Here is a 24,176-nt window from a genome sequence, read left to right on the forward strand (position 1 = left end):
TCAGTTCACTTGTTTAATTTCAAAACCAAGTTCGAGCAATGCTTCACGTTTTGACACAGGTGCGACTACGGCTTTAGATGCTTGCTGCTGACGCAAATATTGCTCCGCAACACGTTTTAAATCGTCTAAAGTCACCGCCAATAAACGCTCTCGCAATACTGTGCGGAATGCGGGTGTACGCGCGTGCAATAATGCATAACATGCAGTAATCGCTTCACCTGCAGGCGAACCTGGTTTATCCATACTAGCAATTAAACCTAAAATCGCTTCTTCTAGTTGATGCGGCAATTGCTCTGTATTAAATAACCAATCAATACTCGCTTCAAAGTCTGCGAAAGTTTCTGCCAAGCGTGGATCACGGTAACTGTAAAAACGGAATGAACATGCATTGCCATCGTAGGTTGCACCGCCACCGTAAGCACCGCCTTTTTCACGGATTGCGCTGTGTAAGAAACCATTACGCAAATATGCAGCCAATACCATCAAAGGTGCAGCATCAGGATGCGACACTTCCACCGCAGGATATGCAGCTGCACAGAATTGCACATTGGCTTGAATCAACCATGCCTGATCTTGCTCTGAATGATATACAGGAACTTTGGTTAAAGCTGCAGAACTCTCTGCGACAGTGAGTTTATCCCAAACTTCTTGAACTTCTTCGACCAAACGATCAGATTGATGTTCTTCACATACCAACAAAAACTTCTTAGGTGCTTGCAGCAATTTATGGTGAATCAATTGCAATTCAGCAATCAGTTTATTGTATTCCGTTGCATCATTTTCAATTTTAGCAACCAAATCTGACAACCAATTTAATGCGCCCAAACCTGTATTGTTGTAATCACGCAGCGCCAAAGCACTGTGATGACGTCCCGCAATTTGCATGGCGTAACTGTGCCCAGAACCCGATAAACGTGACTGCCAACGGGTTTTACGTTGTTGTAACAACTCAATAATGCGATCTTTTTCATCAAAACGTAATTGCTCAAATGCCAGTTTCAGCAAGCGGATAGCTTCAAGATTATTCACCAATGATTTGGTGGTTAAGGTGAGCCATGCACTGATCTGATTTTTGTCATCGACTTTAGAGCGTAAAGATGCACCCATGCCCAAACCACCGCTGACTGCGGTTTGTAACTGTTGCAATTCTAAATAGTCGTATTCCCCTGCACCCACTTCGCCCATCAAAATAGACAGCAAATTAAAATATGGCGATTGAACAATTTCATCAGGAATTTGAATCAATACTTGCTGATAGTAAATTCCATTGGTTCCTGCATGATATAAATTTAAAGGGTAATCAATGCGGTTGCTGATAATTTCACGCAACTCACCCTGCACAATATGCAAGGCTGCAGGCACATCTTCCAAACCAACTTTTGGCAATAAATTCAAATCATCTGGTGTATCTTGACGGACTTTTAAAGCTTCCGTTTGCGCAATGATTTCTGCTTTTTGCTCATCTGTGAGTTGTGCGCCTATCTCAGCCAGACGTGCTTTTTCAAGTGCAGCATCTTTGGCCGATTTTTCTGCATCTGGCACCAAAGTCATTTGCACACGGTGCGGGTTATCAATTAAATGTGTCTGAATTAATTGCGATAACCACATTGGGTCTTTAAGCTCTTCTTTGACTTGCTCAATCGCAGTATCTACATCCCACACCTGAATGGGGTCATTGTGGTGAATTGCACTGCTTAAACCATTTAAAATCAAGCTCAAACCGTATGGCATACCATCGCCATTAATTTCACGCTGATGCAATTCAATTTGATGCAAAATTGCATCAACCAATGCAGTATCCACAGGCTGTGCAGCCACATCTTGTAAAACTTTTAAAACGCCCGCCTGAAATTCTGCTGCATGTTCAGGGTTAGAACCTTGCACACCACAGAAGAAGGTCATTTCAAAGTTGGAATCATCCACGCCCATCAATGGTCCTGTAGATTGTGCATGCGCCCAAGTTTCCAAATAATGACGCAGTGGTGATGCAGAATTTTCAAGTAAAACACCTTCAACCAAACGCATACCTAAGCGTAATTTAATATCGCTTGCTTCAGGCAATAACCACGCCAAAACATGATAAGTTTTATCTTTCAGTTCTTCTGCATCGACTGCATAACTTTCAGTCACTGCAACGGGCGCAGCTAAACGACGCTCAGGCTTCGAATACAACGTTTCGCCCTGTTCAAATTTCGCCAAAGCCAACTGTTCAAACTGTTCTTGTAAATCGTATGCAGGCGTATTGCCAAAAGTCATAAATACCGCATTACTTGGGTGATAATGTGACTTATAAAAATCTACCAATTCTTGATAGGTTAAATCTGGAATATCTTTCGGGTCGCCACCTGAATTGTAGTGGTAAGTTGTTTCAGGGAATAAATGATAAGCCAATTGGTGATAAAGCTGATCGGATGGCGAACTCATCGCACCTTTCATTTCATTAAATACCACGCCTTTATAAACAGGCTCGCCATTTTCCAGCTCAATACGAATACCTTCCTGAGCAAAATCGAGAGGATTTAAATTGGCTGCAAAAGCCGCATCCATATACACCGCAAGCAGGTTTTGGAAATCTTTTTTGTTTTGTGTCGCAAATGGATAGGCCGTCCAATCCGCCGCAGTAAATGCGTTCATAAAAGTATTCAAAGAACGACGAATCATTAAAAAGAACGGGTCACGTACAGGGAATTTTTCAGAACCACACAACACAGTATGCTCTAAAATATGCGCCTCACCTTTGAAATCCATCGGCTGAGTGCGAAATGCGACTAAAAAAACATTTTCATCATGTTCTGTCGCTAAGTGATAATGCACCGCACCTGTAACTTTATGTTTAAATTCAGACACTAAAATGTCTAAGGCTTCAACATGGTGTTGACGTACCAACTGAAACGCAGGATGTACAGTCTGGGAAATGGTTTCAGTGACATCTACAGTCATGTGATCTCCTAAAAATAAGCAAATAAAAAACTAAAGCCATTATAGCTTTAGTTCTTTAAATAATTCACGTTGAAAACCCGACTAAATTGATTGAAATTTGCAAAGTAGCAACAAAATGCTCTGATGCGATGCTTGAAGCATAAGCAAAACTAGATCAGGTATTTAAAATAACTATAATTTGGATGATTTTCGACATACACATAATTCTGTTTTTGATAAAAATGTGCTGCCGATTTAGTGTCAGTGTTTAAACACAACGCCGAGAAATTGGCACGTGCTTTTTTCTCTAAATGTTGTAGCAGCTGTTTGCCCACGCCATGTTTACGATAATTTGGCAAAACATAAAAACGACGTACCCGTCCAATACGACTTTCAATATCCTGCTCATTCCATTGCTGATTTAAACCACCGCATGCAACCAGTTGATCACCATCGTAAACAAACAATAAAAATTCACCAGGCTGATTAAAGCGGTTTTTGCCACTTTCCCATTCTTCAATTAAACGATGGACAAAATCAAACCCTTCTTGAGCAGCATGTTTGGCCAAAGTCTGAATTTGCGTTGGTAACTCTTGTGCTTCTTTAATTTCGATGTTCATCTCACCTTCCTGATAACTCTGCTAAACCCCTATTTTTCATCAATAACCTTCAATCTGCTGAATTTTATTCATGAAACTACAGCAATCCTGAGCATTGGTGTAAACTTAGTGTTTTTAATTTTGACTGTGATTTAAAGACATGGCAACTGTAGACCTTTTTGCAATTGGTAATGCATTAATTGACCAAGAATTTCAAGTCTCGGATGACTTCCTCATTCAACATAACTTGCAAAAAGGTACTATGCAATTAACCGATGGTGAAACACAAGCAAGTTTATACAACAACTTAATTAAAACGCAAAGACATAAAGGCCAAGCTTCAGGTGGTTCTGCTGCAAATACCACCGTTGCATTTAGTGCTTTAGGCGGTCAAGCCTTCTATGCTTGCCGTGTGGGTAACGATGATTTGGGTGATATATACCTCAAAGGCTTAAATGAAGCAGGTATTCACACCACAACCAAATCAGTCAGTCATGGTGTTACAGGGACTTGTATGGTACTAGTGAGTGATGACTCTGAGCGTACCATGCACACTTACTTGGGCATTACCGCAGAACTTTCTGCCACACAAATTGATTTTGAGCCACTTAAAACAGCAAAATGGCTTTATATCGAAGGCTATTTATCTACGAGTGACACTGCACGCGCTGCGGTAAAACAGGCGCGTGAAATTGCCAAAGCCAATCAAGTAAAAATTGCACTGACTTTATCTGATCCTGCCATGGTGCAATATGCACGTGAAGGTTTGGATGAGTTACTAGACGATGGTGTAGATTTGATCTTCTGTAATCAAGAAGAAGCCATGATGTACACAGGTACAGAAACGGCAGAAAGTGCTTTAGAACAGTTGAAACAAAAAAGCAAATACATTGTCATTACATTGAGCGCACAGGGTGCCTTAATTTTTGATGGACACAACTCTTATAATGTACCAGGTCGTCCAGTCACTGCTGTTGATGCTAATGGTGCCGGAGATGCCTTTGCAGGTTCATTCTTGTATGCACTCAATGCAGGTTTAGGTTTCCAAATAGCAGCTCAACTCGCCATTCTTGTTTCAAGTGAAGTGGTTGCTCAATTCGGCCCTCGTCTTGCTGTAGAGGATTACGCTAAACTTTTGCATAACATTCAAAAGGAATTTGCATAATGAATAAAATTTGTATGATGGAAGACATTCCTGACCGTGAAGCACGCTCCTACGAAACGCCAAATGGTGATACGATTTTCATCACCCAACGCGATGGCATGTTTTACGCTTACAAAAATGTGTGCCCACATCTACAAGTGGAACTAGAGTTTTTAGAAAACCAGTTCTTAGACCGCGACCAAGAATATATTGAATGCTCAACACATGGCGCATTGTTCATGGTCGAAACGGGCGAATGTATTTCTGGTCCATGTTTAGGTCAGTCACTCGAGAAAATCGAGATCAGCGTTCATTCAGATGGTGGGATTTACTTAATCAACGACTAACATTTAGCGGCTTTCCCTAAGCTAAAAAAACTCAAAGTTCCAAATCTTAGCTCTGTACAAAACCAGATCATTTATCTATTCTCTCTATGTAGAGTTAGATCTATGATCTGCATCTAGTCACATCAACTATAAATATTTCAACAGGCGAGTTTAGCGCATGCATGAGTTTTTATCTGATTTGAACTTAATGCCCTTTCATCTCAGCCTGGTTGTTTTAATGCTAATCAGCACTGCCGAAACGATTGGTTACTATTTTAATTTTCGTCCAAGTCAGTTGCTTGAAAATGTATTTTCACAACGGATTACAGAATCGCCGCTTTTAGATGTTAAATTTTCCAAAGTACTGATTTTTGTTTTTTTACTGATGAATTTCAGTGTTTCAGGATATTTTTTACAGTTCTTCATTTACTCACAAAAACAGCATTTTGTTCCTGCATATTACATTATTTTTCCAGCGTTTATTATTGCTATCTTTTTTACAGTCTTCATGATTCACTGTTTAGACCAAGTTATCAAACCTAAATACAGCGTGCGCCAAGTCGATTTGCTCGGACGTTTGGCCACAATTTCAAGTGGCAATGCCCGTCCTGGTTTTTCTGCACAAGCACGTGTGCGTGATGAGTTTGGACAATTGCATTATGTGCAGGTTGAACCTGAATTTGGTGAACTTGAATTTCAAGCTCAAGTAATTATTGTTCGAAAAAAACAATCTCACTATCTTGCCAAAAAAATTTCAGCATCAAATAACTTATTTAGCAATCCATAAACCTCTTTTGAAAGTCAAAATTTGATTATGTTGGCCCCATGAAATATCAAAATCTTAACTCGATTCAATGATGATGAATTTAAACGACCAGTTGGAGTTTCTCGTCAATTATTCCTAAAAATGATATCGGTGTTAGAATACGCTTAACTTGCCTATAAAAAATTTGCAAGACCGCATTCGTTGCGTTTAGAGAAACAATTTTTATTATATTTGATTTTTTTCGCTTTCATAAATCCCAAATTGAGCTATCTGCTGATTAGAATCTAGCTGAAAGCTGTATGGAACGTATTCTTCAAAAAGTTGAAAATGTTCTGATTCAATCATGAATTTTCGCAATGCCAAAAAGTAATCCAAAGTTTAGCGAGGCGAATGATTTGATCGTTCAAGTCACTGAGTCACAGATTGAGCATCAAAAAAACCAAGTCAATTCTATAGCGGTAAAAAGAAGAAACATACGTTAAAAATACAGGTCATTTTCAACCCAGGGCTAAAGAAAATTGCAAGTATAGAGGTCGAGTGTGACAGAAAACGAGATCTGATGAGTTCTCGTAAATATTTGAATATTTATACTTTTATAATGGCAAATTTAGGCAATAAAAATCTTATCAAATTAAGAGTTAAGTTACTCATTCCAATAAAGAAATTTAAGAATTTACCCTTAGCCAAATAGCACAACAGATTAGGTAATAAATCAGTGCGCATGGGATCACAATTGAACCTAACTACGGCAGAATTAAACATTTTCAGCTATGAAAATAACGCTATAGAAAAGGACGGAAATGATGAAGTCTCCGACAAACCTAGTACGGTTCATGTTCCCAAGTTAACTTTCTCAAGAGATCCATTGTAGGAAAATAAAAATAGGCGGAATCGTCATTAAAATTTAACAAATCAATGAGAATAATTATTACCTGATAATATCTATAATTTATTGCTATTTTTAGATTGATTTTTATTCATAGCAATTTAGTCTGATTTGCTTTTTTAAAATATAAGTATTTTAGTCAGATTTTAAATAATTAATTACAAGTGTTTCTGTCAAGTTTAAAAAAACTACTTTCCTCCATTTATTTTCTTCATCACCTAAAAACAAACTATTGATTTATAATAAGTTAACAATATATTTTTATTTTAATTGTGCTGGCTATTTTTTTTTGTATGTTTTTGTTTAATAATATAAAACACAGTTTAAAAAATAGGCTTATAAAAAGTGAGCTTAGTACCTAAAGATTTAAATAGAAAAGTTGTTCGTGAGCTCACGGCCATTTTAATTATTAAGGTCGTGTTGCTAATGGTTATCAAAAACATTTGGTTTGATGCCCCTACGATCCCTCAAAATTTTGATTCACAAGTTGCTGAGCGTATTGCTGGCAGTCCTTCCTCAATCAAGGAGACACGTTGATGATTTCTGAAAGCGTGGTCGATCTCTCGCGGTTCCAATTCGCAATGACCGCGATGTATCACTTTATTTTTGTTCCACTGACTTTAGGTCTGGCTTTTATTCTTGCCATTATGGAAACCACTTATGTGATTTCTGGTAAAGAAATTTATAAAGACATGACTAAATTCTGGGGAAAACTCTTCGGTATTAACTTTGCTTTAGGGGTAACCACTGGTTTAACCATGGAATTCCAGTTTGGTACAAACTGGGCGTATTACTCACACTACGTGGGTGATATCTTTGGTGCACCACTTGCAATTGAAGGTTTAATGGCCTTCTTCTTAGAATCGACCTTCATTGGTTTATTCTTCTTTGGATGGGATCGACTCTCCAAAGTGCAGCACTTATGTGTAACGTGGCTAGTTGCGCTTGGCTCTAATATGTCCGCACTCTGGATTTTAGTCGCCAATGGCTGGATGCAAAACCCAGTGGGTTCTACCTTTAACTACGAAACCATGCGTATGGAATTGGTTGACTTCGGGGCGTTAATTTTTAACCCTGTTGCACAAGTTAAATTCGTACATACTGTTTCCGCTGGCTATGTAACGGGTGCTATTTTCGTTTTAGCGATTTCAAGTTATTACTTACTGAAAAAGCAAGACTTACCATTTGCACGTCGTTCATTCGCAATTGCAGCAATTTTCGGTTTAGCTTCTACTTTATCTGTAATTCTACTTGGTGATGAATCAGGTTATGAATTAGGTGATGTTCAAAAAACTAAACTCGCAGCAATTGAAGCAGAATGGGATACTCACCCTGCTCCTGCAGCGTTTACTTTATTTGGTATCCCAAACAAAGAAACGCAAACAACAGATTACGCAGTTAAAATTCCTTATGTTATGGGAATTATTGCAACGCGTTCTGTTACCGAAGAAGTGACTGGTATTAAAGACCTGATCGCAAACCACGAAGTTCGTATTCGTAACGGTATGGTTGCTTATCAACAACTTGAGCAATTACGTGCGGGCGACCAATCTCCTGAACTTAAAGCGGCGTTCGAGCAAACTCAAAAAGACTTGGGTTACGGTTTATTGTTGAAAAAATACACACCAAACGTTGTAGATGCGACCGACGAACAAATTAAAATGGCTGCTGCGGATACTATTCCACACGTACCAAGTTTGTTCTGGGCATTCCGTGCCATGGTCGCTTCAGGTTTCTTAATGCTGTTGTTATTCGCACTTGCAACTTTTGCAGTGGCTAAACGCAATGCAGAAAGTAAACCTTGGTTATTAAAATTTGCATTATTCTCATTACCTTTACCTTGGATTGCTGCGCAAACAGGTTGGTATGTAGCAGAAGTTGGTCGTCAACCATGGACAATTGGTGAAGTACTTCCTACACACCTTTCTGCATCTTCACTCAGCACAGGTGACGTATGGGGCTCAATCATTGCATTGGCTGCGTTCTACACCGTATTGCTGATTATTGAAATGTACTTGATGATCAAATTCTCACGTCTAGGCCCAAGCTCGCTTCATACTGGTAAATACCACTTCGAGAAACTTGAAGCTGCGAAAAAAGCCAATGAGGAGGCTTAAGCATGATCGAATATGAATTACTCAAAATCATTTGGTGGGTGCTAGTTGGTGTACTACTAATTGGCTTTGCCCTTACCGATGGCTTCGACATGGGCTCAATGGCAATCATGCCATTTGTAGGTAAAAATGACGAAGAACGCCGCGCTGCAATCAACACGATTGCACCGCACTGGGATGGTAACCAAGTTTGGTTCATTACTGCTGGTGGTGCGTTATTTGCAGCATGGCCTATGGTATATGCAACTGCATTCTCAGGCATGTACTGGGCACTACTCTTAGTCCTATTTGCCCTGTTCTTGCGTCCAGTCGGTTTTGACTACCGTTCAAAACTTGAAAACACCAAGTGGCGTACATCTTGGGACTGGGGTCTAGCTGTAGGTGGTGCAGTTCCTGCATTAGTATTCGGTGTAGCTTTTGGTAACATGTTCCTCGGTGTGCCATTTACCCTAGATGAAACTGTACGTTCAACATATACAGGTAGCTTCTTTGCGTTATTAAACCCATTCGCTCTGGTATGTGGTTTAGTGAGCTTGTCTATGCTTTGTGCGCATGGTGGTGCTTGGTTAATGCTTCGTACAGATGGTGACTTACGTGCACGCTCTGCTAAAGCAACACAAATCATGGGCATTGTGTTCCTTGTGTGTTTCTTAGGTGCAGGTGCATGGTTATACTTCGGTGGTATCGAAGGTTATACCCTTGTTACTCCATACGACACAAATGGCGTTGCGAATCCATTGGCTAAAGAAGTGCTTACCAATGGTAACCCTGGTTGGATGAATAACTACTCAACTTACCCAATCACCATGATTGCGCCAGTAATGGGCATCTTGGGCGGTATCTTGATTATTCTTGCAGCTGGTAAAGGCAAGGCAGGTTTGAGTTTTACTGGTTCATCTTTAGCGGTAATCGGTGCAATTTTAACTGCTGGTTTTGCACTGTTTCCATTCTTAATGCCTTCAAGCCTTAACCCTGTTGCAAGCTTGACTATGTGGGATGCGGTATCTAGTCAAAATACGCTAACTGTTATGACTGTAGCAGCATGTATCTTCGTACCAATTATTTTGTTGTACACCACTTGGTGTTACTACAAAATGTGGGGCGTTATCACCAACAAGCACATTAAAGAGAATTCACACAGCCTTTACTAAGGCTGTGTCTAAGGAGAATAAATTATGTGGTACTTTGCATGGATTCTCGGTATTCTGATGGCATGCTTTGCAGGTGTCTTGAGTGCCCTGTATATTGAATCTCATCAAGACCTTGACGAGGAATAGTGAGATGACAGACACTGCAGTGAACGCTGAAACAACAGTTCAAAAACCGAACAAGATTGCGATGGTTATTTCATGTTTATTGGCATTCCCACTCGCAGCTGTACTGCTTCTTCATCCAGCAGCAATGCTAGATGCTAACGGTGAATATAGCCATCGCGCCATGATGTTTATTATGATTGGTATTTCAGGTGGCTTTGTACACGGTGTTGGTTTTATTCCACGCTTCTGGTTTTGGAAATGGTTATTTAGCCCATTTGTGGCTTGGCCATTGATGATTTGGGGTTATTACACTTGGTTTCTTTAATGAAGTGTAAATAAGTCCCTTAAAAAGAGCGCGATATGCGCTCTTTTTTATAGGCCTAATTTTAAGAGCCGCAGATCATTCATCTGCATCTTCACCATAGAAAATAACGTATAAAATTTTGAAACTCCCAATCTAAAAAGACGAACGAAGCTCAAAACTCAGGCAAAAAAAAGCCAAACACTACAGTTTGGCTTTTTTCACAACATATTTTCGCACTTGGCAATGACTATGCACCTTGCTTAAAGCATAGTCTTACTTCGGCTCAATCGGTGCAAACGGTGCCACCACATCGGCATTCTGTGCACGATGACGCATAAAGTGATCCATTAACACAATCGCAAGCATGGCTTCTGCAATTGGCGTTGCACGTACACCCACGCAAGGATCATGGCGTCCTTTGGTCAGTACATCCGTATCTTCGCGGTTCAAATTAATGGTTTTTCCAGGTGTAGTAATACTGGCTGTTGGTTTTAAAGCAATCGCAACACGAATATCTTGACCACTAGAAATACCACCTAAAATACCGCCTGCATGGTTAGCTAAAAAGCCATCAGTGGTCAGTTCATCACGGGTTTCATGCCCAAACTGCGCTGCTACGGCAAAACCATCGCCAATTTCCACGCCTTTTACTGCGTTAATTGACATCATGGCATGGGCAATATCTGCATCTAGACGATCAAACACAGGCTCACCCCATCCCACAGGAACTTTTTCAGCCACAATTTCCAGTTTTGCACCACAGCTTGTGCCCTGTTCACGTAATGAAGTCACCAATGCTTCAAAACGTGGTACAGCATCGACATCACCACAGAAAAATGGATTGTTTGGTACTTCGTTCCAATCTAGCTTTTCAGCTTTTTCTGTACCAATTTGCGTGACGTGGCCACGAATCACAATACCAAATTTTTCAAACAGATATTTTTTTGCAATTGCACCTGCTGCCACGCGCATTGCTGTTTCACGTGCGCTAGAACGTCCACCACCACGGTAATCGCGGAAACCATACTTTTGCGTATAGGTATAATCTGCATGCCCTGGGCGGAAAGTCTGTGCAATATTGCCGTAGTCTTTCGATTTTTGATCAGTATTGCGAATGAGTAAACCAATTGAAGTTCCAGTCGTTTTACCTTCAAAGACACCTGAAATAATTTCAACTTCATCGGGTTCTTTGCGCTGTGTCGCAAACTTAGACGTGCCTGGTTTACGACGGTCTAAGTCTTTTTGTAAATCTTCTGCAGACAGTTCAATTCCAGGTGGCACACCATCGACAATTGCCATTAGACCGACGCCATGAGATTCACCACAAGTCGTTACACGGAAAAGTTGCCCTATACTATTACCTGCCACGTCCAACGACTCCTTATGCTTGAACAGATTGAATAAATAAATCGCGATATTGACGGCATTGTGATGCGGTCAATGCAAAAATACCTGAACCACCTTTTTGAAATTTTAACCAGTGCAAATCAACCGTGTTAAAGTTTTGCTTCATCGCCCATTCAGAATTACCCACTTCAATCACTATTAAGCCATCTTCAGTCAGGTAATCTGCTGCCTGAGCTAACATCTTACGAACTAAATCTAAACCGTCTTGCCCTGCTGCCAATGCCAATTCTGGCTCATGGTGGAATTCTTCAGGTAAATCAGCCATATCTTCCGCATCAACATACGGTGGGTTAGATACGATTAAATCATATTGATTTTCGGCTGGGATTTTGGCGAATAAATCAGATTCAAGTAATGCCACTTGATACTGTTTATTGTGATGTTCACAGTTGATTTGTGCGACTTCCAAAGCATCTTTTGATATGTCGGTTGCATCAACTTCTGCATCTGGAAAAGCATAAGCCATAGCAATCGCAATACACCCCGAACCCGTGCACATATCTAAAATACGTTGTGGCGTTTTAGGTGTAGCATTCGCTGGTAAATTGTTATTTGCTTCGCGCATTTGACCTTCTTCATCTAGGCAATATGGCGCAAAGCGATTTTCAATTAACTCGGCAATAGGTGAACGAGGAATTAAAACACGCTCATCAACATAAAATGGTTTTCCGAAGAAATAGGCCAGGTTTAATAAATAAGAAGTTGGTACTTTTTCGTTGATACGACGTTCGAGCAAGCTTAAAAATTCAGCCACTTCACTTGGTAATAATTTGGCATCTAAAATTTCAGAGTCTGCATTCCAGTCCAAAGACAAAGTTTGCAGCACCAATGCAGAACTTTCTGCAAAATAATCTTCTGTACCTTGACCTAAATGTGCATCGTATTGACGTAGTGCTGTAACCCCAAAGCGAATAAAATCACGAATGGTTGATAGGTTTTCAGCTGCTTCCTGCAAATGTTCAGGGCTAATTGTCGGTCGATCCACTTAAGGCGCTCCAAGGTAAATTTTAAAACGCCTTATGATACCTTGTTTTGCTCGGTTTTATAATGTTTAAGCATCTTCCAAGTAATTTATTTGCGATGGTTTTACTTATTTGATTCCCACAAACTGACCTTGATAATAATCTGCGCGCTCTGCTGTCTGTAGCAAAACACATTGCGCACGTTGGAATGCGGCAAAATCACTTTGAGTCGATAAATAACAGCGTTGTTTTACATGGTTTTCCCACAGTTGATGCTGTTGTTGAATATTACTGGCATTACCCGCACTGCGTTTTACATAGGCTTTATAGTGTTTTTTGAGTCGTTTGTTTTGTGCTTTTTGCTCAGTTTTAATACATTTTTGCGATTGAGAAATTTCGCCATAACTATTGTTCATACATTGTGTATAGCCTTGTGAAACACCATTCGCCCAAACCTGAGCTGTGCCCAAAGTCAGCATCCCCAATAGTGTAAATGTCCAAACTTTCATATTTTCCCCTGAGCGCAGTTTGTTTTTAAAGCGCGGTAAATTTTCAATATTTTATAATTTTACAAAACCCAAATTGCTGCATTGATGCTACAAGATTCAGCTTAAAAAGCATATAGTGAATCGCCTGCTTTTTATATCTGAGTCGATGATAAATGCACAACAATCATTGAAAAATGTGACAATATCCCAATAATTGAATTACTCATTTTATAGATAAAGCTTTCAGCCTTATGAGCTACAAACACAATAATTTGATGGCCATGCGCCAAAGCTATTGGAACGACAACCACTCAGAAGCAGTCTTAATTGAAAAACATTTTTTTCAGCAAATTTTGATTGAAAACGGCATTTTTGAAAATGCGTCATTAGATGATGCCAAATATCTATTTTTTAGTTTGCCCAGTGTGATTATTGTGAAAGGTTATGCACACGGTTTTTTACACGATTCTGTAAAGTTAATGATTCTCAAATTTATCCAAGACAACAAAGCACAATTGATGAAAAAAGCCGAAACCAAAGTACAATATCGGATGTAAAAGTCCTTTTAAGCCGTTTTTCATACTTTTTTCACCAGGAAACTCGTCGTTCAGCAAGTTGAACTTTTTTAATACGTTAAGACGGGCTAATATCCGTTACAATCTAATTTTCCTGCGTATTGCTGATTTAAGGATTGATTTTAATGTCAGATCAGAACGATAAGCTTAAACAACTCAAGACTTCCTCTATGGATCGACGCTTATCCATCGCAAAGGCATCTTTACTGGCAGGAACACGATGGGCAGCCTCGAATGCCACCTCTATGTTTTCAAGCGAAGAAGAAAAAGAACGTAAACGCAAAAAAGCCATGAAAGAACAAGCCGATTATTTGGTGGCTGAAATTGGCAAACTCAAAGGCTCTATCGTGAAGATTGGGCAAATGATGGCGCTGTACGGCGAACATTTTTTACCTGAAGAAATTACGCAAGCACTCAACACTCTGAATAACCAGACTGTCGCATTGGCATGGCCTGCAATTAAACAGCAATTACAGGCGCAGTTAGGTGCCAAACTTGATGATCTCACCATTGATCATGAACCATTAGGCACAGCCTCTTTAGCACAAGTCCACCGTGCAACTCGCAAGTCAGATGGTTTGGAGTTGGTATTAAAAATCCAATATCCAGGCGTGGCAGATGCGATTGACTCAGATATGAGTCTATTTAGAAATATGCTTAAATTGACCCGCATGGTGCCGCAAACCCGTGAATTTGATCAGTGGTTTGATGAAGTGCGTGAAATGATGCATCGTGAAGTCAACTATCAAATTGAAGCGGAAACGACACGTCGTTTTGCTGCCCGTTTAAAAGATGATCCGCGCTACATTGTGCCGCGAATTGTAGATGAATACTGTAGCGATCAAGTACTGTGTATGACTTTTGAACGTGGTGTACCGATTAACAGCCCTGTTATGCTGTCATTACCTCAAGAACGTCGTAACCAATTGGGTGAAGCCTCTTTGGAAATTGCTGTGCGTGAAGTATTTGAATGGGGCGAAATGCAGACTGACCCGAATTTTGGCAACTACTTGGTTCGCTTAGGTAATGGTGAAGATATTCACGATAAAATTGTACTGCTCGACTTTGGTGCTATTCGTCAATTTGACCAACAACTGCTGACCGTGGCGCGTAATCTAATTAAGGCGGGTTATTACCATGACCCACAAATGATGGTGAATGCCATGACAGGTTACGAGTTTTTTGACAGTATTCCTGAAAGCATTAAACCCGATATGGCTAAAGTATTTTTACTGGCCACAGAAGCCTTTAGCCACCTAGACAATAACCGTGACTTACCTGCTGGCGTAATGGATGAACAATCACGCTATGACTGGAAAAAAAGTCAGTTACATAGCCGTGTCATGCAACAGGCATCTAAGTCGATGGCTTCACGTTACTTTAGTGTGCCGCCTAAAGAATTTATGTTCATTAGTCGTAAATTTATTGGTGCCTATACCTTTATGACCGTGATTGATGCGAAAACCAATGTCCGTAAAATGATTCAAAAGTTTATTTAAGTCCCAACTTTTTTCTTCAATCAAAGCTGTTTTATAGACCTAAATGATTGTTGTGCCCCGATACAATTGTCATTTAGGTCAATTTATTTCAAAAGCGCACATCTTTATAAAAATAATAAGAGGTGGCCCCACTTGTTTGAACAACTAAAAGCGTATTTATAAGTGATATTCCGCTCTAGTTAAGCCACCTTATTTTGTTGGGGTAGCTGATCATAGTAAAACTCATTGGGTGTCATTTTGTCTAGACTCGAATGAAGTCGTTTCAGATTATAAAACTCAAAATATGCACTCAATTGCTTTTTCGAATCTGTGACACTGCTATAAGCTTTGAGATACACCTCTTCATATTTAACGCTCCGCCATAATCGTTCAACTATCACATTATCTACCCATCGACCTTTACCATCCATACTGATTTGAAAACAGCAAATCAATCGCTGACTAAACTGTTTAACGATCTAAAATTGCCAAAATTGCTTGCGCAGGGTCTTCACTGTTATCGGACAATAATTGCTTATGCATGGTGATATGCTGCATCATCTGAATTTGTGCTGTTTCGATATCAATTAACTTTTCAATTTCTACTGCCAAACGCTCAGGTGTTGCATCCTCCTGAATTAACTCCTGAATCACCTTTTTACCTGCAATAATATTTGGCAATGAATAATAAGGAATTTTCACCAACAGTTTCGCAATCCAATACGTGATCCGATTCAGCTTATAAAACGTAACCATAGGACGATGTAATAGCATTGCTTCTAGCGTCGCCGTGCCTGAAGCCAGTGCAATAATATCGGACGCGTTCATCACCTGACGTCCAATTTTAGATTCTGTGCTACGATTTTCCATCAATTGCACTTTGTCTTGTAATGCGCTCGGATAAGTCTGTAGTAACGCTTCAATTTGTTGTTTGCGTGCATCATTAATAGCAGGAATTAAAAAGGTAAACTGCGGATATTTTTGCGTCAAAATATAAGCCGCATCTAAAACTAACGGCCCTAAACGCTCAATTTCACCACGTCGACTACCGGGCAAAAGTGCAATATATTGTTGCTGTGGGTCTAGACCCAATTCGAGTTTTGCTGCAGCAATTGGATTTTCCAACGGCAACTGACTCGCCAAAGGATGTCCAACAAAGGCTGCAGGCACATCCCATTTTTTAAAAAAAGCTTTTTCAAACGGAAATAAACACAGTACCAAATCTATACTGGCTTTAATGCCATGCACTCGACCTTGTCGCCAAGCCCATACCGAAGGACTAACATATTGCACGGTTTTAATTGGCAAGTTTTTCTGTTTTAAACTTTTGGCAAGACGTAAATTAAAATCGGGTGCATCAACCCCAACAAAGACATCAACAGGATGTTGGCTCCACTTTTCGACCAAACCATCCCGAACTGCAAAGAGTTTTTTCAAATCTTTCAGTACTTCAACAATGCCCATTACCGATAAAATATCCATCGGATAATAACTTTTAAAACCTTCCGCAATCATTTGCGGGCCACCAATGCCTTCAAATTCTGCATCAATGCCTTGCTCACGAAAACGTCGCATAAGTTGTGCCCCTAAAGTATCACCAGATACTTCTCCCACAACGATACCTATTTTAAGTTTCCGATTTTGCAAGCGTTTTATCCTCTAAATTTTAATGGATATGAATTTTCACATTTTAGCATAGCCACATTATTTTGTAAGAAACAGAAAGTAAGCCGTGGAATGAATCTGTAATTTTGCGCAGATTTTCTATATTGACTATATCTGTTTTAAGAATAAGTAAATCATTAATCATGACAACAGCTTATTGCCAAAAGTCATAATATATTCACGTTTTTTTGACTTCGGCATATCTTCATGGTTGGTCCTATTGAGTTTATTTTGGCAGGTGTATTGGTCGGCTTCTGCGTGGGTGTGACTGGCGTGGGTGGCGGCTCGCTGATGACTCCCATCCTGATCAGCTTGTTTAAAATTGAACCGCATATCGCAATTGGGACAGACTTACTCTATGCTGCCATTTCAAAATTCTGCGGTTCATTGGTTCATGCCAAAAAAATGAATATTGTATGGCCCATTGTGATTTGGCTTGCAGTGGGCAGTATTCCTGCTTCATTTGCGACCCACTGGGTTTTAGAGAATTATTTAAGCCAATCTACCCATTATAAAATGGTACTGACCGTAGTATTGGGCTTTATGTTGACCTTAACTGGCATCTCAATTATGTTTCGCAGTCAAATTGAATCGTTTTTTAATAAACACCGTAAACAAGAATTGCCCGATATGACCCAGGACCTTGAAAAGGTTAAACTACAAGCTGCAGATAAGCGCGCCCTGATTGTGATTATGGGGATTGTACTGGGTGTATTTGTCACACTTTCTTCAGTGGGTGCTGGTGCTTTTGGCATCATGGCATTGGTGCTCATGTTTCCCAATTTACCCATGATTCGTATTATCGGCTCAGATGTCGTGCATGCTGTCTTACTCACCTTGGTTGCAGGTTTAGGTCATATGAGTTCAGGCAATGTCGATTTTCACCTATTGGGTTGGTTGTTAGTAGGTTCGATTCCTGCAATTGTGGTGGGGACTTTAGTTAGTTCACGTTTACCTGAAAAAGTGATTCGTAAGGTTTTAGGAATTACCTTATTTATTCTCGGGATTAACTTTATGGTTAATCCTGTGAAAACAAAACCGATTAGCACGCCAGAAACTGCAACAGCAGTCACTGAAGCACAAGCCAGCCAATAATGAGCTTTATCTGACAGAATTTTGCCAAAACAGACCGTTTAATTTATCTACCCGATTCATCACTTATTTTTTAAAGAAGTATTCATCTTTTTATAACAAAATATAGTGAAATTCATGTTATATTCAGGCTATTAAACAATCTTTTGTATCATCAAACCAGTGACGGCAATGAATACTTTACAGTCTAATCCTCTTACACAATCAGACATCGATGACGTGAATATTGAAAGTATTCAGCCACTCGTGACTCCTGCAGAATTAAAAACTGAGTTACCTTTAACTGAAAATGCTTATCAAACCGTTCTTCGTGGTCGTGAAACAATCCGCAATATTTTAGATGGTAAAGACAAGCGTCTATTTGTGGTGATTGGTCCATGTTCTATTCATGACCCTGTTGCTGCACATGAATATGCAGATCGTTTAAAAGAATTAAGCGAAAAAGTAAAAGATTCTCTTTACATTGTAATGCGTGTTTATTTTGAAAAACCGCGTACTACAGTGGGCTGGAAAGGCTTAATTAACGACCCAGACATGAATGACTCTTTTAACATTGAAAAAGGTTTGCGTATTGGTCGTAAGCTTTTACTTGAGTTAAACGAAAAAGGGTTGCCATGTGCAACTGAAGCACTTGATCCAAACTCTCCACAGTATTATCAAGATTTAATTTCTTGGTCTGCAATTGGCGCACGTACTACTGAAAGCCAGACTCATCGTGAAATGTCATCTGGTCTTTCTTCTCCAGTCGGCTTTAAAAATGGTACAGATGGTGGCTTAACGGTTGCAACCAATGCTATGCAATCTGTAAAACACGGCCACAGTTTCTTAGGTCTGAATGATCAAGGTCAGGTTTCTGTGATTCGTACTAGCGGAAACGCATATGCACATGTGGTTTTACGTGGTGGGAATGGCAAGCCTAACTACGATGCAGGTTCTGTTGCAAATGCTGAAAATGCATTAAGCAAAGCCAAAGTCAGCACCAAAATCATGATTGACACCAGTCATGCTAACTCAAACAAAGACCCATACTTACAGCCGTTGGTATTAAAAAATATCACTGAGCAAATTTTAGATGGCAATAAGTCTATTGTTGGGATTATGGTCGAAAGTCACTTGAAAGGTGGTCGTCAAGATATTCCTGAAAACTTATGCGATTTAGAGTATGGTAAGTCTGTGACTGACGGTTGTATCGACTGGGATACCACTGAAAAAGCCTTGCTTGAAATGCATGAAGCATTAAAAGACGTTTTAGTGAATCGTTAAGATTTAAAAACGCCATCTTCATGATGGCGTTTCTATTTGTAGCATAGGAAATTCTGCGCGCATGAATGACATTGAAACCCAACTTAGCCAAATTAAAAATTTCCAGTTCATTCATGAGCGTTTGTTTTCTTCAGGTCAGCCTACGGCTGAAGAATTAAAACAAATTAAAGAATATGGTATTGGCACTGTCATTAATTTGGCTGAAAGTGATGCGGAACACGCCCTTCCCCATGAAGACAAAATTTGTCTGGATGTTGGACTAAACTATATTCAACTGCCAATTTCATGGGAAACACCATCCTCTGATCAATGTTTATTATTGCTCGATTTGGTCAATCATTTATTAGTGTTAGCGGCAGTGTAAAAATGACCCCCTAATGGCATTTAAAAACTGACCCCCTTGGTTAATATAGCGGTCATTTTGGACTGCTCAACATGTTAACTTTGGAGCAAGCAGTGACAATCCAAATACTTCATCAACAAGGTAAATCTATTAAAGCCATTACTCGTCAACTGGGGGTGTCCAGAAATACCGTACGTAAATATTTACGGCAAAACACCACACCTCAGTATCAGCGTATACAGCCTAGAATAAGTATCCTTGACCCATATAAACCCTATTTACTCCAACGTGTAAATGCAGCTCATCCTGAATGGATTCCTGCTGTTGTGCTCTACCAGGAAATTTTAAGGTTGGGATATCCAGGAAAGATCAGGATATTGAGGGAATATCTTGCAACATTAAAACCAGTTGCCAAACCGGAACCGATCATTCGTTTTGAAACCCAACCTGGCCAACAAATGCAGGTGGATTTCACCACGATTCGACGCAACAACACGACTTTAAAAGCCTTTGTCGCAACATTAGGGTATTCCAGAGCGACTTTCGTGAAATTTTATGATCATGAACGTACCGATGCATGGATCGATGGTCTAGAAAATGCATTTCAGTTCTTTGCAGGAGTACCTCAAGAAATCCTGTTTGATAACGCTAAAACGATCATGATTGAACGGGATGCCTATCAGGAGGGGCAGCATAAATGGAATCCCAAACTGCTCGACTGCGCCAAGAAATACAGCTTTCGTCCTCGCGTATGTAAGCCCTACCGTGCACAGACCAAAGGCAAAGTTGAACGCTTTAATGGATACCTCAAATCAAGCTTTATTGTGCCATTGAAAGCAAGCCTGAAGACTTCGGGTTTACTGTTAGATGTTGATGTCGCCAATGCCCACATTGGCCGGTGGCTGCATGAAACCGCCAATCAGCGGATTCATGCCACCACGCAAGAAAAACCGGCTGTTCGACTGCAACAGGAGCAGCAAAAATTTACGCCATTACCGCAATCAGATACAGGTTCCAGCACTGTACCTGTTGCAGCAGCACAGCATGTCATGCCCTACGAGAGTTTGCAGCATCCCTTATCTGTATATGACCAGTTGCTGGGAGTTTCCTGATGAATCTGCAATACGACCGCATAGAGCAGCTTTGCCAAAAGCTCAATCTGCCTGCCATCGCATCACAATGGTCACATCATGCACAACAAACATTAGGTCAGGATGGAAGTTATGCCGACTTTGTTGAAGCGATCTTGACGCATGAATATGCTGCCAGGCAACAGCGCAGTCAGCAGGTACTGATGAAACTCTCAGGCCTGCCTCAAGTCAAAACCCTGGAAGACTATGATTTTAATTATGCCCTAGGGGCCCCTAAATCACAGGTGATTGAACTGTTCAATCTGAGCTTTATTGCTAGAGCAGAAAATGTGGTGTTTCTGGGGGCTAGCGGAGTAGGAAAAACGCATTTATCTATGGCATTAGGCTATAAGGCCATCATGAACAACATTAAGATCAAGTTCATTACCGCAGCGGATTTAATGCTGCAACTGAGTACAGCCTATCAGCAAGGTAAATTGAAAACCTATATGCAACGTGCGGTACTGGGACCAAAGTTACTGATTATCGATGAAATTGGTTATTTACCGTTTGGACGTGAAGAAGCGAATCTGTTCTTTAACGTGATTGCCAAGCGTTATGAAAAAGGCAGTACGATATTGACGAGTAACTTACCCTTTAGCCAATGGTCTAAGTCATTTGCGGATGATGTCACGTTGACCGCTGCGATGTTAGATCGGCTATTACATCACTGTCATGTGGTACAAATATCGGGTGAGAGTTATCGTTTGAAGGATAAAAAAAGAATTGGGATTCAACCCCAGGTTGAAACTTAATACGAGATCAAAGGGGTCAATTTTACTTTGCCATTTGTAAGGTAAAAGGGGTCAATTTTAGAATGCCGTTGACATTAGAAAGCCAAATGGTGTGGGTACATTGCAGCAATAACAACCACGTCAGTAGTTTAATGTATTTGTATCGTCAATATTTTATGGATGTGGATATTGCAACGGCTCAAGACTTTTTACATGATATCTGGAAACCCAATGAAACTTGGACAGGCTTAATTCACGCCGTTTCTTTGCAATTACAAGGTCGTAAAGCCACGCAAGATTTACAACAAGCTTTAGAATCTGCTGAACTTTCTTAATTCAGCAGATTGTATAGATAAAATTCTAACGCGATTATTTTGTATGAGAAATCAATACAATCGCTGTTGCTAAAATACCTTCCTGACGCCCAGTAAAACCTAATTTTTCAGTGGTTGTCGCTTTGATACTGATTTGTGTGACCTCTACATCCAATACATCAGCGACACTTTGGCGCATTTCTAGCGTATGCGGTGCAAGTTTAGGACGTTCGCACGCCACAGTAATATCGGCGTTATTCAGTTTATAGCCACGGTCTAAAATGAGTTGATAAACCTGTTTAAGCAATACCCGACTATCTGCACCTTTATAATTTGGATCGGTATCTGGAAAATGCTGCCCAATATCCCCCAGCGCCAAAGCACCTAATAATGCATCGCATAGTGCATGCAGCACTACATCACCATCTGAGTGTGCTTTTAAACCTTGTGTATGAGGAATTTGAACACCTGCAAGCGTCACAAAATCTCCCGCTTCAAAGGCATGAACATCTAATCCTTGTCCAATACGAATCTGTGCAACCATGTTCAACTCCTGTAGAAATAAATCATTGAAATCTTGTATTCATACTTTCGATTTCGCTATATTAGACCTAGCGCAACATAGTGAAAGTATAAGCGATCATGCTGTTGAAATCTGAGATTCATCTTATCAAAAACTTAAGTACACTGCTGTTATTTGGCTGTTTATATTCATCTTTCTCTTATGCACAAGGGATTGATTGTAGATCTACACCCAATAAAAAGTTGGCGCAGGTGTGCACAGAAAATTTCTCAGAATTGCGTGAAAAATTAAGTGATCAACATTTAACAGCTTATTTGATGAGTGATGCGCCTATTCGCTTGTTAGAAGATACTCAGCAATTGTGGATCCAACGCTTACAGCAATGCAAAAGCTTAAATTGTTATACTCAGCAATTTGATTTTAGAATTGATCAACTGAATTTTTTCACTTCAATGAATCAAAGCATGACTCAACATTATTTAAAATATGAAAATGGTCAATTTGCTGCACAACCCGTACATTTACAAATTCATCAACTCAATAAAAACAGCATTAAAATTGAAGGTATTGCTTATCGCAATCCAAATAACCGCCTTGAAAGCCAAAGTATTGCCTTTTTAGCTTATACAACACCTGATCAAAAAAACAAAATCATCGACAATGAGCACGATTGCAGTTATGAGTTTAATTATTCTAAAGCAATCTTAAAAATTCAAACCAAACAAAAAGGTTGTGAACGCTTTGCGGGCATCTATCGTTTATACGATTAATGCTGAACAATAGATTGTATTAGACAGATTAAATGAGCAACCACAACACAATTGGCAAAGTTAATGCGGCGAATACGGTTTGCAAGCTAATAATTGAAGCCATTAAACGACTATCTCCCCCTAAAACTTGTGTAAGTACATAAGCTGCCGATGCAGTAGGTAAAGCAAAAAACAAGACTAAAATTTGCGACTCCAACACTGGAACATTTAAGCTCTGACAAATTAGCCAAGCCAAAGCAGGCATAAATAACAAACGCCCGAACACATTCAATGCCAATGCGAATACATCTCGTTGCAAGCCATTAAATTGTAATGCTGCGCCCACACACATTAATCCCAAAGGCAAACTGCATAACGCTATTTGACGAATAAAATGCGCTGCACCTTCCCACAAGCTCAAACCTGATAAATTAAATAGACCGCCAACAATACACCCTAAAATTAATGGATTTTTCATTAATGACCATAAGATTTGCTTTGCCTGTAAAGTCTTAGTATCGCTTAAAGCCAGCACAGATAAAACATTCACCAATGGAATGCAGAACACCAAAATAATCGCAAACAGCGCCATGCCTTGCACCTGAAACAATGCTGCGACCAAAGCCAAACCGATATACGTATTGAAACGTACCATGCTTTGCATATACACCCCAAAACGGACTGCGGGTGTTTTGAAATAGCCGCGCAAGGCATATAACAGACAACTTACTAAAGCCACAATAATCCCTACGACCGACAAAATCTGTGCGATTGATTTCGCTTCAATGTTTGCTGTAGCGAGGTTTAAAAACAACATGCTAGGAAACAAAATATAGTAATTTAACTTTTCTGCACCCTTCCAAAATGGCTCATCCAACATACGTGATTGCTTAAGCAGATAACCCATTGCAATTAAGGCAATCAAAGGGAAAAGTGCAATAAAAATTAAATGGGTCATGGGGTGCTCTGTGTTACTGTTATGCTGTTCTTTTTAAATTATTGCTTAATAAATAAAGTAAATTTACTGGATATTATAAGGATTGTTTTGTGTTTATCCTAATTGCTTAGGCTTTTTAAAACCACAAAAAGAGAAAAAGATGATAATAGCAAAACTCACCTACATCATCTTTCAGATGGAT

General features: G+C 39.8%; 23 protein-coding genes and 3 pseudogenes. 17 read left to right on the plus strand and 9 right to left on the minus strand.

Annotation, left to right across the window (positions count from 1 at the left end; translation table 11 throughout):
- Positions 1 to 2,940, minus strand: a complete 2,940-nt coding sequence (locus K1T76_RS07280; protein WP_230245008.1) for an insulinase family protein — start codon at positions 2,938 to 2,940, stop codon at positions 1 to 3.
- A gap of 149 nt (positions 2,941 to 3,089) precedes the next feature.
- The gene (locus K1T76_RS07285; protein WP_004973417.1) at positions 3,090 to 3,539 is read right to left on the minus strand and encodes a GNAT family N-acetyltransferase; all 450 of its coding nucleotides are present in this window, start codon (positions 3,537 to 3,539) and stop codon (positions 3,090 to 3,092) included.
- Between the two features lie 139 nt (positions 3,540 to 3,678).
- On the opposite strand from K1T76_RS07285, the gene K1T76_RS07290 reads away from it, so the two are divergent.
- The 8 genes from K1T76_RS07290 to K1T76_RS07330 all read left to right on the plus strand — a co-directional run bounded on the left by K1T76_RS07290 (position 3,679) and on the right by K1T76_RS07330 (position 10,335).
- Positions 3,679 to 4,683, plus strand: coding sequence for an adenosine kinase (locus K1T76_RS07290; protein WP_230245016.1), 1,005 nt, complete (start codon positions 3,679 to 3,681; stop codon positions 4,681 to 4,683).
- The gene (locus K1T76_RS07295) at positions 4,683 to 5,009 is read left to right on the plus strand and encodes a Rieske (2Fe-2S) protein (RefSeq protein WP_230245023.1); all 327 of its coding nucleotides are present in this window, start codon (positions 4,683 to 4,685) and stop codon (positions 5,007 to 5,009) included. Before K1T76_RS07290 ends, K1T76_RS07295 begins: the two co-directional genes overlap by 1 nt.
- A 157-nt stretch (positions 5,010 to 5,166) precedes the next feature.
- Positions 5,167 to 5,775, plus strand: coding sequence for an OB-fold-containig protein (locus K1T76_RS07300; protein WP_019837294.1), 609 nt, complete (start codon positions 5,167 to 5,169; stop codon positions 5,773 to 5,775).
- A 1,210-nt stretch (positions 5,776 to 6,985) separates the two neighbouring features.
- On the plus strand, positions 6,986 to 7,177 hold the full coding sequence (gene cydP, locus K1T76_RS07310; protein ID WP_230245025.1) for a cytochrome oxidase putative small subunit CydP: 192 nt from the start codon (positions 6,986 to 6,988) through the stop codon (positions 7,175 to 7,177).
- Positions 7,177 to 8,757 carry a cytochrome ubiquinol oxidase subunit I gene (locus tag K1T76_RS07315; protein ID WP_019837290.1) on the plus strand — a complete coding sequence of 527 codons (1,581 nt, stop codon included), beginning with the start codon at positions 7,177 to 7,179 and terminating at the stop codon, positions 8,755 to 8,757. The genes cydP and K1T76_RS07315 overlap by 1 nt, the downstream gene beginning before the upstream one ends.
- Before the next feature lie 2 nt (positions 8,758 to 8,759).
- A complete protein-coding gene (cydB, locus tag K1T76_RS07320) occupies positions 8,760 to 9,905 on the plus strand; it encodes a cytochrome d ubiquinol oxidase subunit II (protein WP_168417375.1) in 1,146 nt (381 codons plus the stop codon).
- A gap of 24 nt (positions 9,906 to 9,929) precedes the next feature.
- A complete protein-coding gene (cydX, locus tag K1T76_RS07325) occupies positions 9,930 to 10,031 on the plus strand; it encodes a cytochrome bd-I oxidase subunit CydX (RefSeq protein WP_004860610.1) in 102 nt (33 codons plus the stop codon).
- 4 nt (positions 10,032 to 10,035) lie between these two features.
- Positions 10,036 to 10,335 (plus strand): cyd operon YbgE family protein, encoded by a 300-nt coding sequence (locus tag K1T76_RS07330; RefSeq protein WP_004973403.1) that lies wholly within the window; start codon positions 10,036 to 10,038, stop codon positions 10,333 to 10,335.
- A 252-nt stretch (positions 10,336 to 10,587) separates the two neighbouring features.
- Here K1T76_RS07330 and aroC read toward each other — a convergent pair whose 3' ends face one another.
- The 3 genes from aroC to K1T76_RS07345 all read right to left on the minus strand — a co-directional run bounded on the left by aroC (position 10,588) and on the right by K1T76_RS07345 (position 13,192).
- Entirely contained in the window at positions 10,588 to 11,682 is a 1,095-nt protein-coding gene (gene aroC / locus K1T76_RS07335; RefSeq protein ID WP_230245027.1) for a chorismate synthase, read from the minus strand.
- A gap of 13 nt (positions 11,683 to 11,695) precedes the next feature.
- Positions 11,696 to 12,706 (minus strand): 50S ribosomal protein L3 N(5)-glutamine methyltransferase, encoded by a 1,011-nt coding sequence (gene prmB / locus K1T76_RS07340; RefSeq protein WP_230245029.1) that lies wholly within the window; start codon positions 12,704 to 12,706, stop codon positions 11,696 to 11,698.
- Between the two features lie 105 nt (positions 12,707 to 12,811).
- Positions 12,812 to 13,192, minus strand: coding sequence for a lysozyme inhibitor LprI family protein (locus tag K1T76_RS07345; RefSeq protein WP_230245030.1), 381 nt, complete (start codon positions 13,190 to 13,192; stop codon positions 12,812 to 12,814).
- 230 nt (positions 13,193 to 13,422) lie between these two features.
- On the opposite strand from K1T76_RS07345, the gene K1T76_RS07350 reads away from it, so the two are divergent.
- Positions 13,423 to 13,728 (plus strand): hypothetical protein, encoded by a 306-nt coding sequence (locus tag K1T76_RS07350; RefSeq protein ID WP_179994403.1) that lies wholly within the window; start codon positions 13,423 to 13,425, stop codon positions 13,726 to 13,728.
- A 143-nt stretch (positions 13,729 to 13,871) separates the two neighbouring features.
- On the plus strand, positions 13,872 to 15,245 hold the full coding sequence (locus tag K1T76_RS07355) for an ABC1 kinase family protein (protein ID WP_230245032.1): 1,374 nt from the start codon (positions 13,872 to 13,874) through the stop codon (positions 15,243 to 15,245).
- A 179-nt stretch (positions 15,246 to 15,424) separates the two neighbouring features.
- On the opposite strand, the pseudogene K1T76_RS07360 reads toward K1T76_RS07355, so the two are convergent.
- Together K1T76_RS07360 and lpxB are read right to left on the minus strand one after the other, a co-directional pair.
- A pseudogene (locus K1T76_RS07360) lies at positions 15,425 to 15,664 on the minus strand (integrase core domain-containing protein); the annotation flags it as partial.
- Between the two features lie 31 nt (positions 15,665 to 15,695).
- Positions 15,696 to 16,871, minus strand: coding sequence for a lipid-A-disaccharide synthase (lpxB, locus tag K1T76_RS07365; protein WP_230245034.1), 1,176 nt, complete (start codon positions 16,869 to 16,871; stop codon positions 15,696 to 15,698).
- 225 nt (positions 16,872 to 17,096) lie between these two features.
- On the opposite strand from lpxB, the gene K1T76_RS07370 reads away from it, so the two are divergent.
- The 6 genes and pseudogenes from K1T76_RS07370 to K1T76_RS07395 form a co-directional block, all read left to right on the plus strand.
- Positions 17,097 to 17,984: a sulfite exporter TauE/SafE family protein gene (locus K1T76_RS07370; RefSeq protein ID WP_230245036.1), complete on the plus strand. Its 888-nt coding sequence runs from the start codon at positions 17,097 to 17,099 to the stop codon at positions 17,982 to 17,984.
- Between the two features lie 168 nt (positions 17,985 to 18,152).
- Positions 18,153 to 19,244 carry a 3-deoxy-7-phosphoheptulonate synthase gene (locus K1T76_RS07375; RefSeq protein WP_230245038.1) on the plus strand — a complete coding sequence of 364 codons (1,092 nt, stop codon included), beginning with the start codon at positions 18,153 to 18,155 and terminating at the stop codon, positions 19,242 to 19,244.
- A gap of 61 nt (positions 19,245 to 19,305) precedes the next feature.
- Positions 19,306 to 19,590 (plus strand): annotated as a pseudogene (locus K1T76_RS07380) (hypothetical protein); the annotation flags it as partial.
- Positions 19,591 to 19,679: 89 nt separating this feature from the next.
- Positions 19,680 to 20,699, plus strand: a complete 1,020-nt coding sequence (gene istA / locus K1T76_RS07385; RefSeq protein ID WP_230245039.1) for an IS21-like element ISAba8 family transposase — start codon at positions 19,680 to 19,682, stop codon at positions 20,697 to 20,699.
- The gene (gene istB, locus K1T76_RS07390; RefSeq protein WP_001053379.1) at positions 20,699 to 21,472 is read left to right on the plus strand and encodes an IS21-like element ISAba8 family helper ATPase IstB; all 774 of its coding nucleotides are present in this window, start codon (positions 20,699 to 20,701) and stop codon (positions 21,470 to 21,472) included. Before istA ends, istB begins: the two co-directional genes overlap by 1 nt.
- Positions 21,473 to 21,546: 74 nt before the next feature.
- A pseudogene (locus tag K1T76_RS07395) lies at positions 21,547 to 21,786 on the plus strand (hypothetical protein); the annotation flags it as partial.
- Positions 21,787 to 21,820: 34 nt separating this feature from the next.
- Here K1T76_RS07395 and ispF read toward each other — a convergent pair.
- Positions 21,821 to 22,309 (minus strand): 2-C-methyl-D-erythritol 2,4-cyclodiphosphate synthase, encoded by a 489-nt coding sequence (gene ispF / locus K1T76_RS07400; RefSeq protein ID WP_004973369.1) that lies wholly within the window; start codon positions 22,307 to 22,309, stop codon positions 21,821 to 21,823.
- Positions 22,310 to 22,407: 98 nt separating this feature from the next.
- Here ispF and K1T76_RS07405 point away from each other — a divergent pair, with 98 nt between their 5' ends.
- On the plus strand, positions 22,408 to 23,058 hold the full coding sequence (locus tag K1T76_RS07405) for an A1S_1983 family putative colistin resistance protein (protein ID WP_004973366.1): 651 nt from the start codon (positions 22,408 to 22,410) through the stop codon (positions 23,056 to 23,058).
- A 28-nt stretch (positions 23,059 to 23,086) separates the two neighbouring features.
- Here the strand turns inward: K1T76_RS07405 and K1T76_RS07410 are convergent, their stop codons facing one another.
- Complete coding sequence (locus tag K1T76_RS07410; protein WP_154320714.1) at positions 23,087 to 23,995, minus strand: AEC family transporter; 909 nt, start codon at positions 23,993 to 23,995, stop codon at positions 23,087 to 23,089.
- Positions 23,996 to 24,176: the final 181 nt, after the last annotated feature.

The sequence above is a fragment of the Acinetobacter sp. PW68 genome (assembly GCF_020982655.1).
In the GTDB taxonomy this organism is placed as follows: domain Bacteria; phylum Pseudomonadota; class Gammaproteobacteria; order Pseudomonadales; family Moraxellaceae; genus Acinetobacter; species Acinetobacter towneri_A.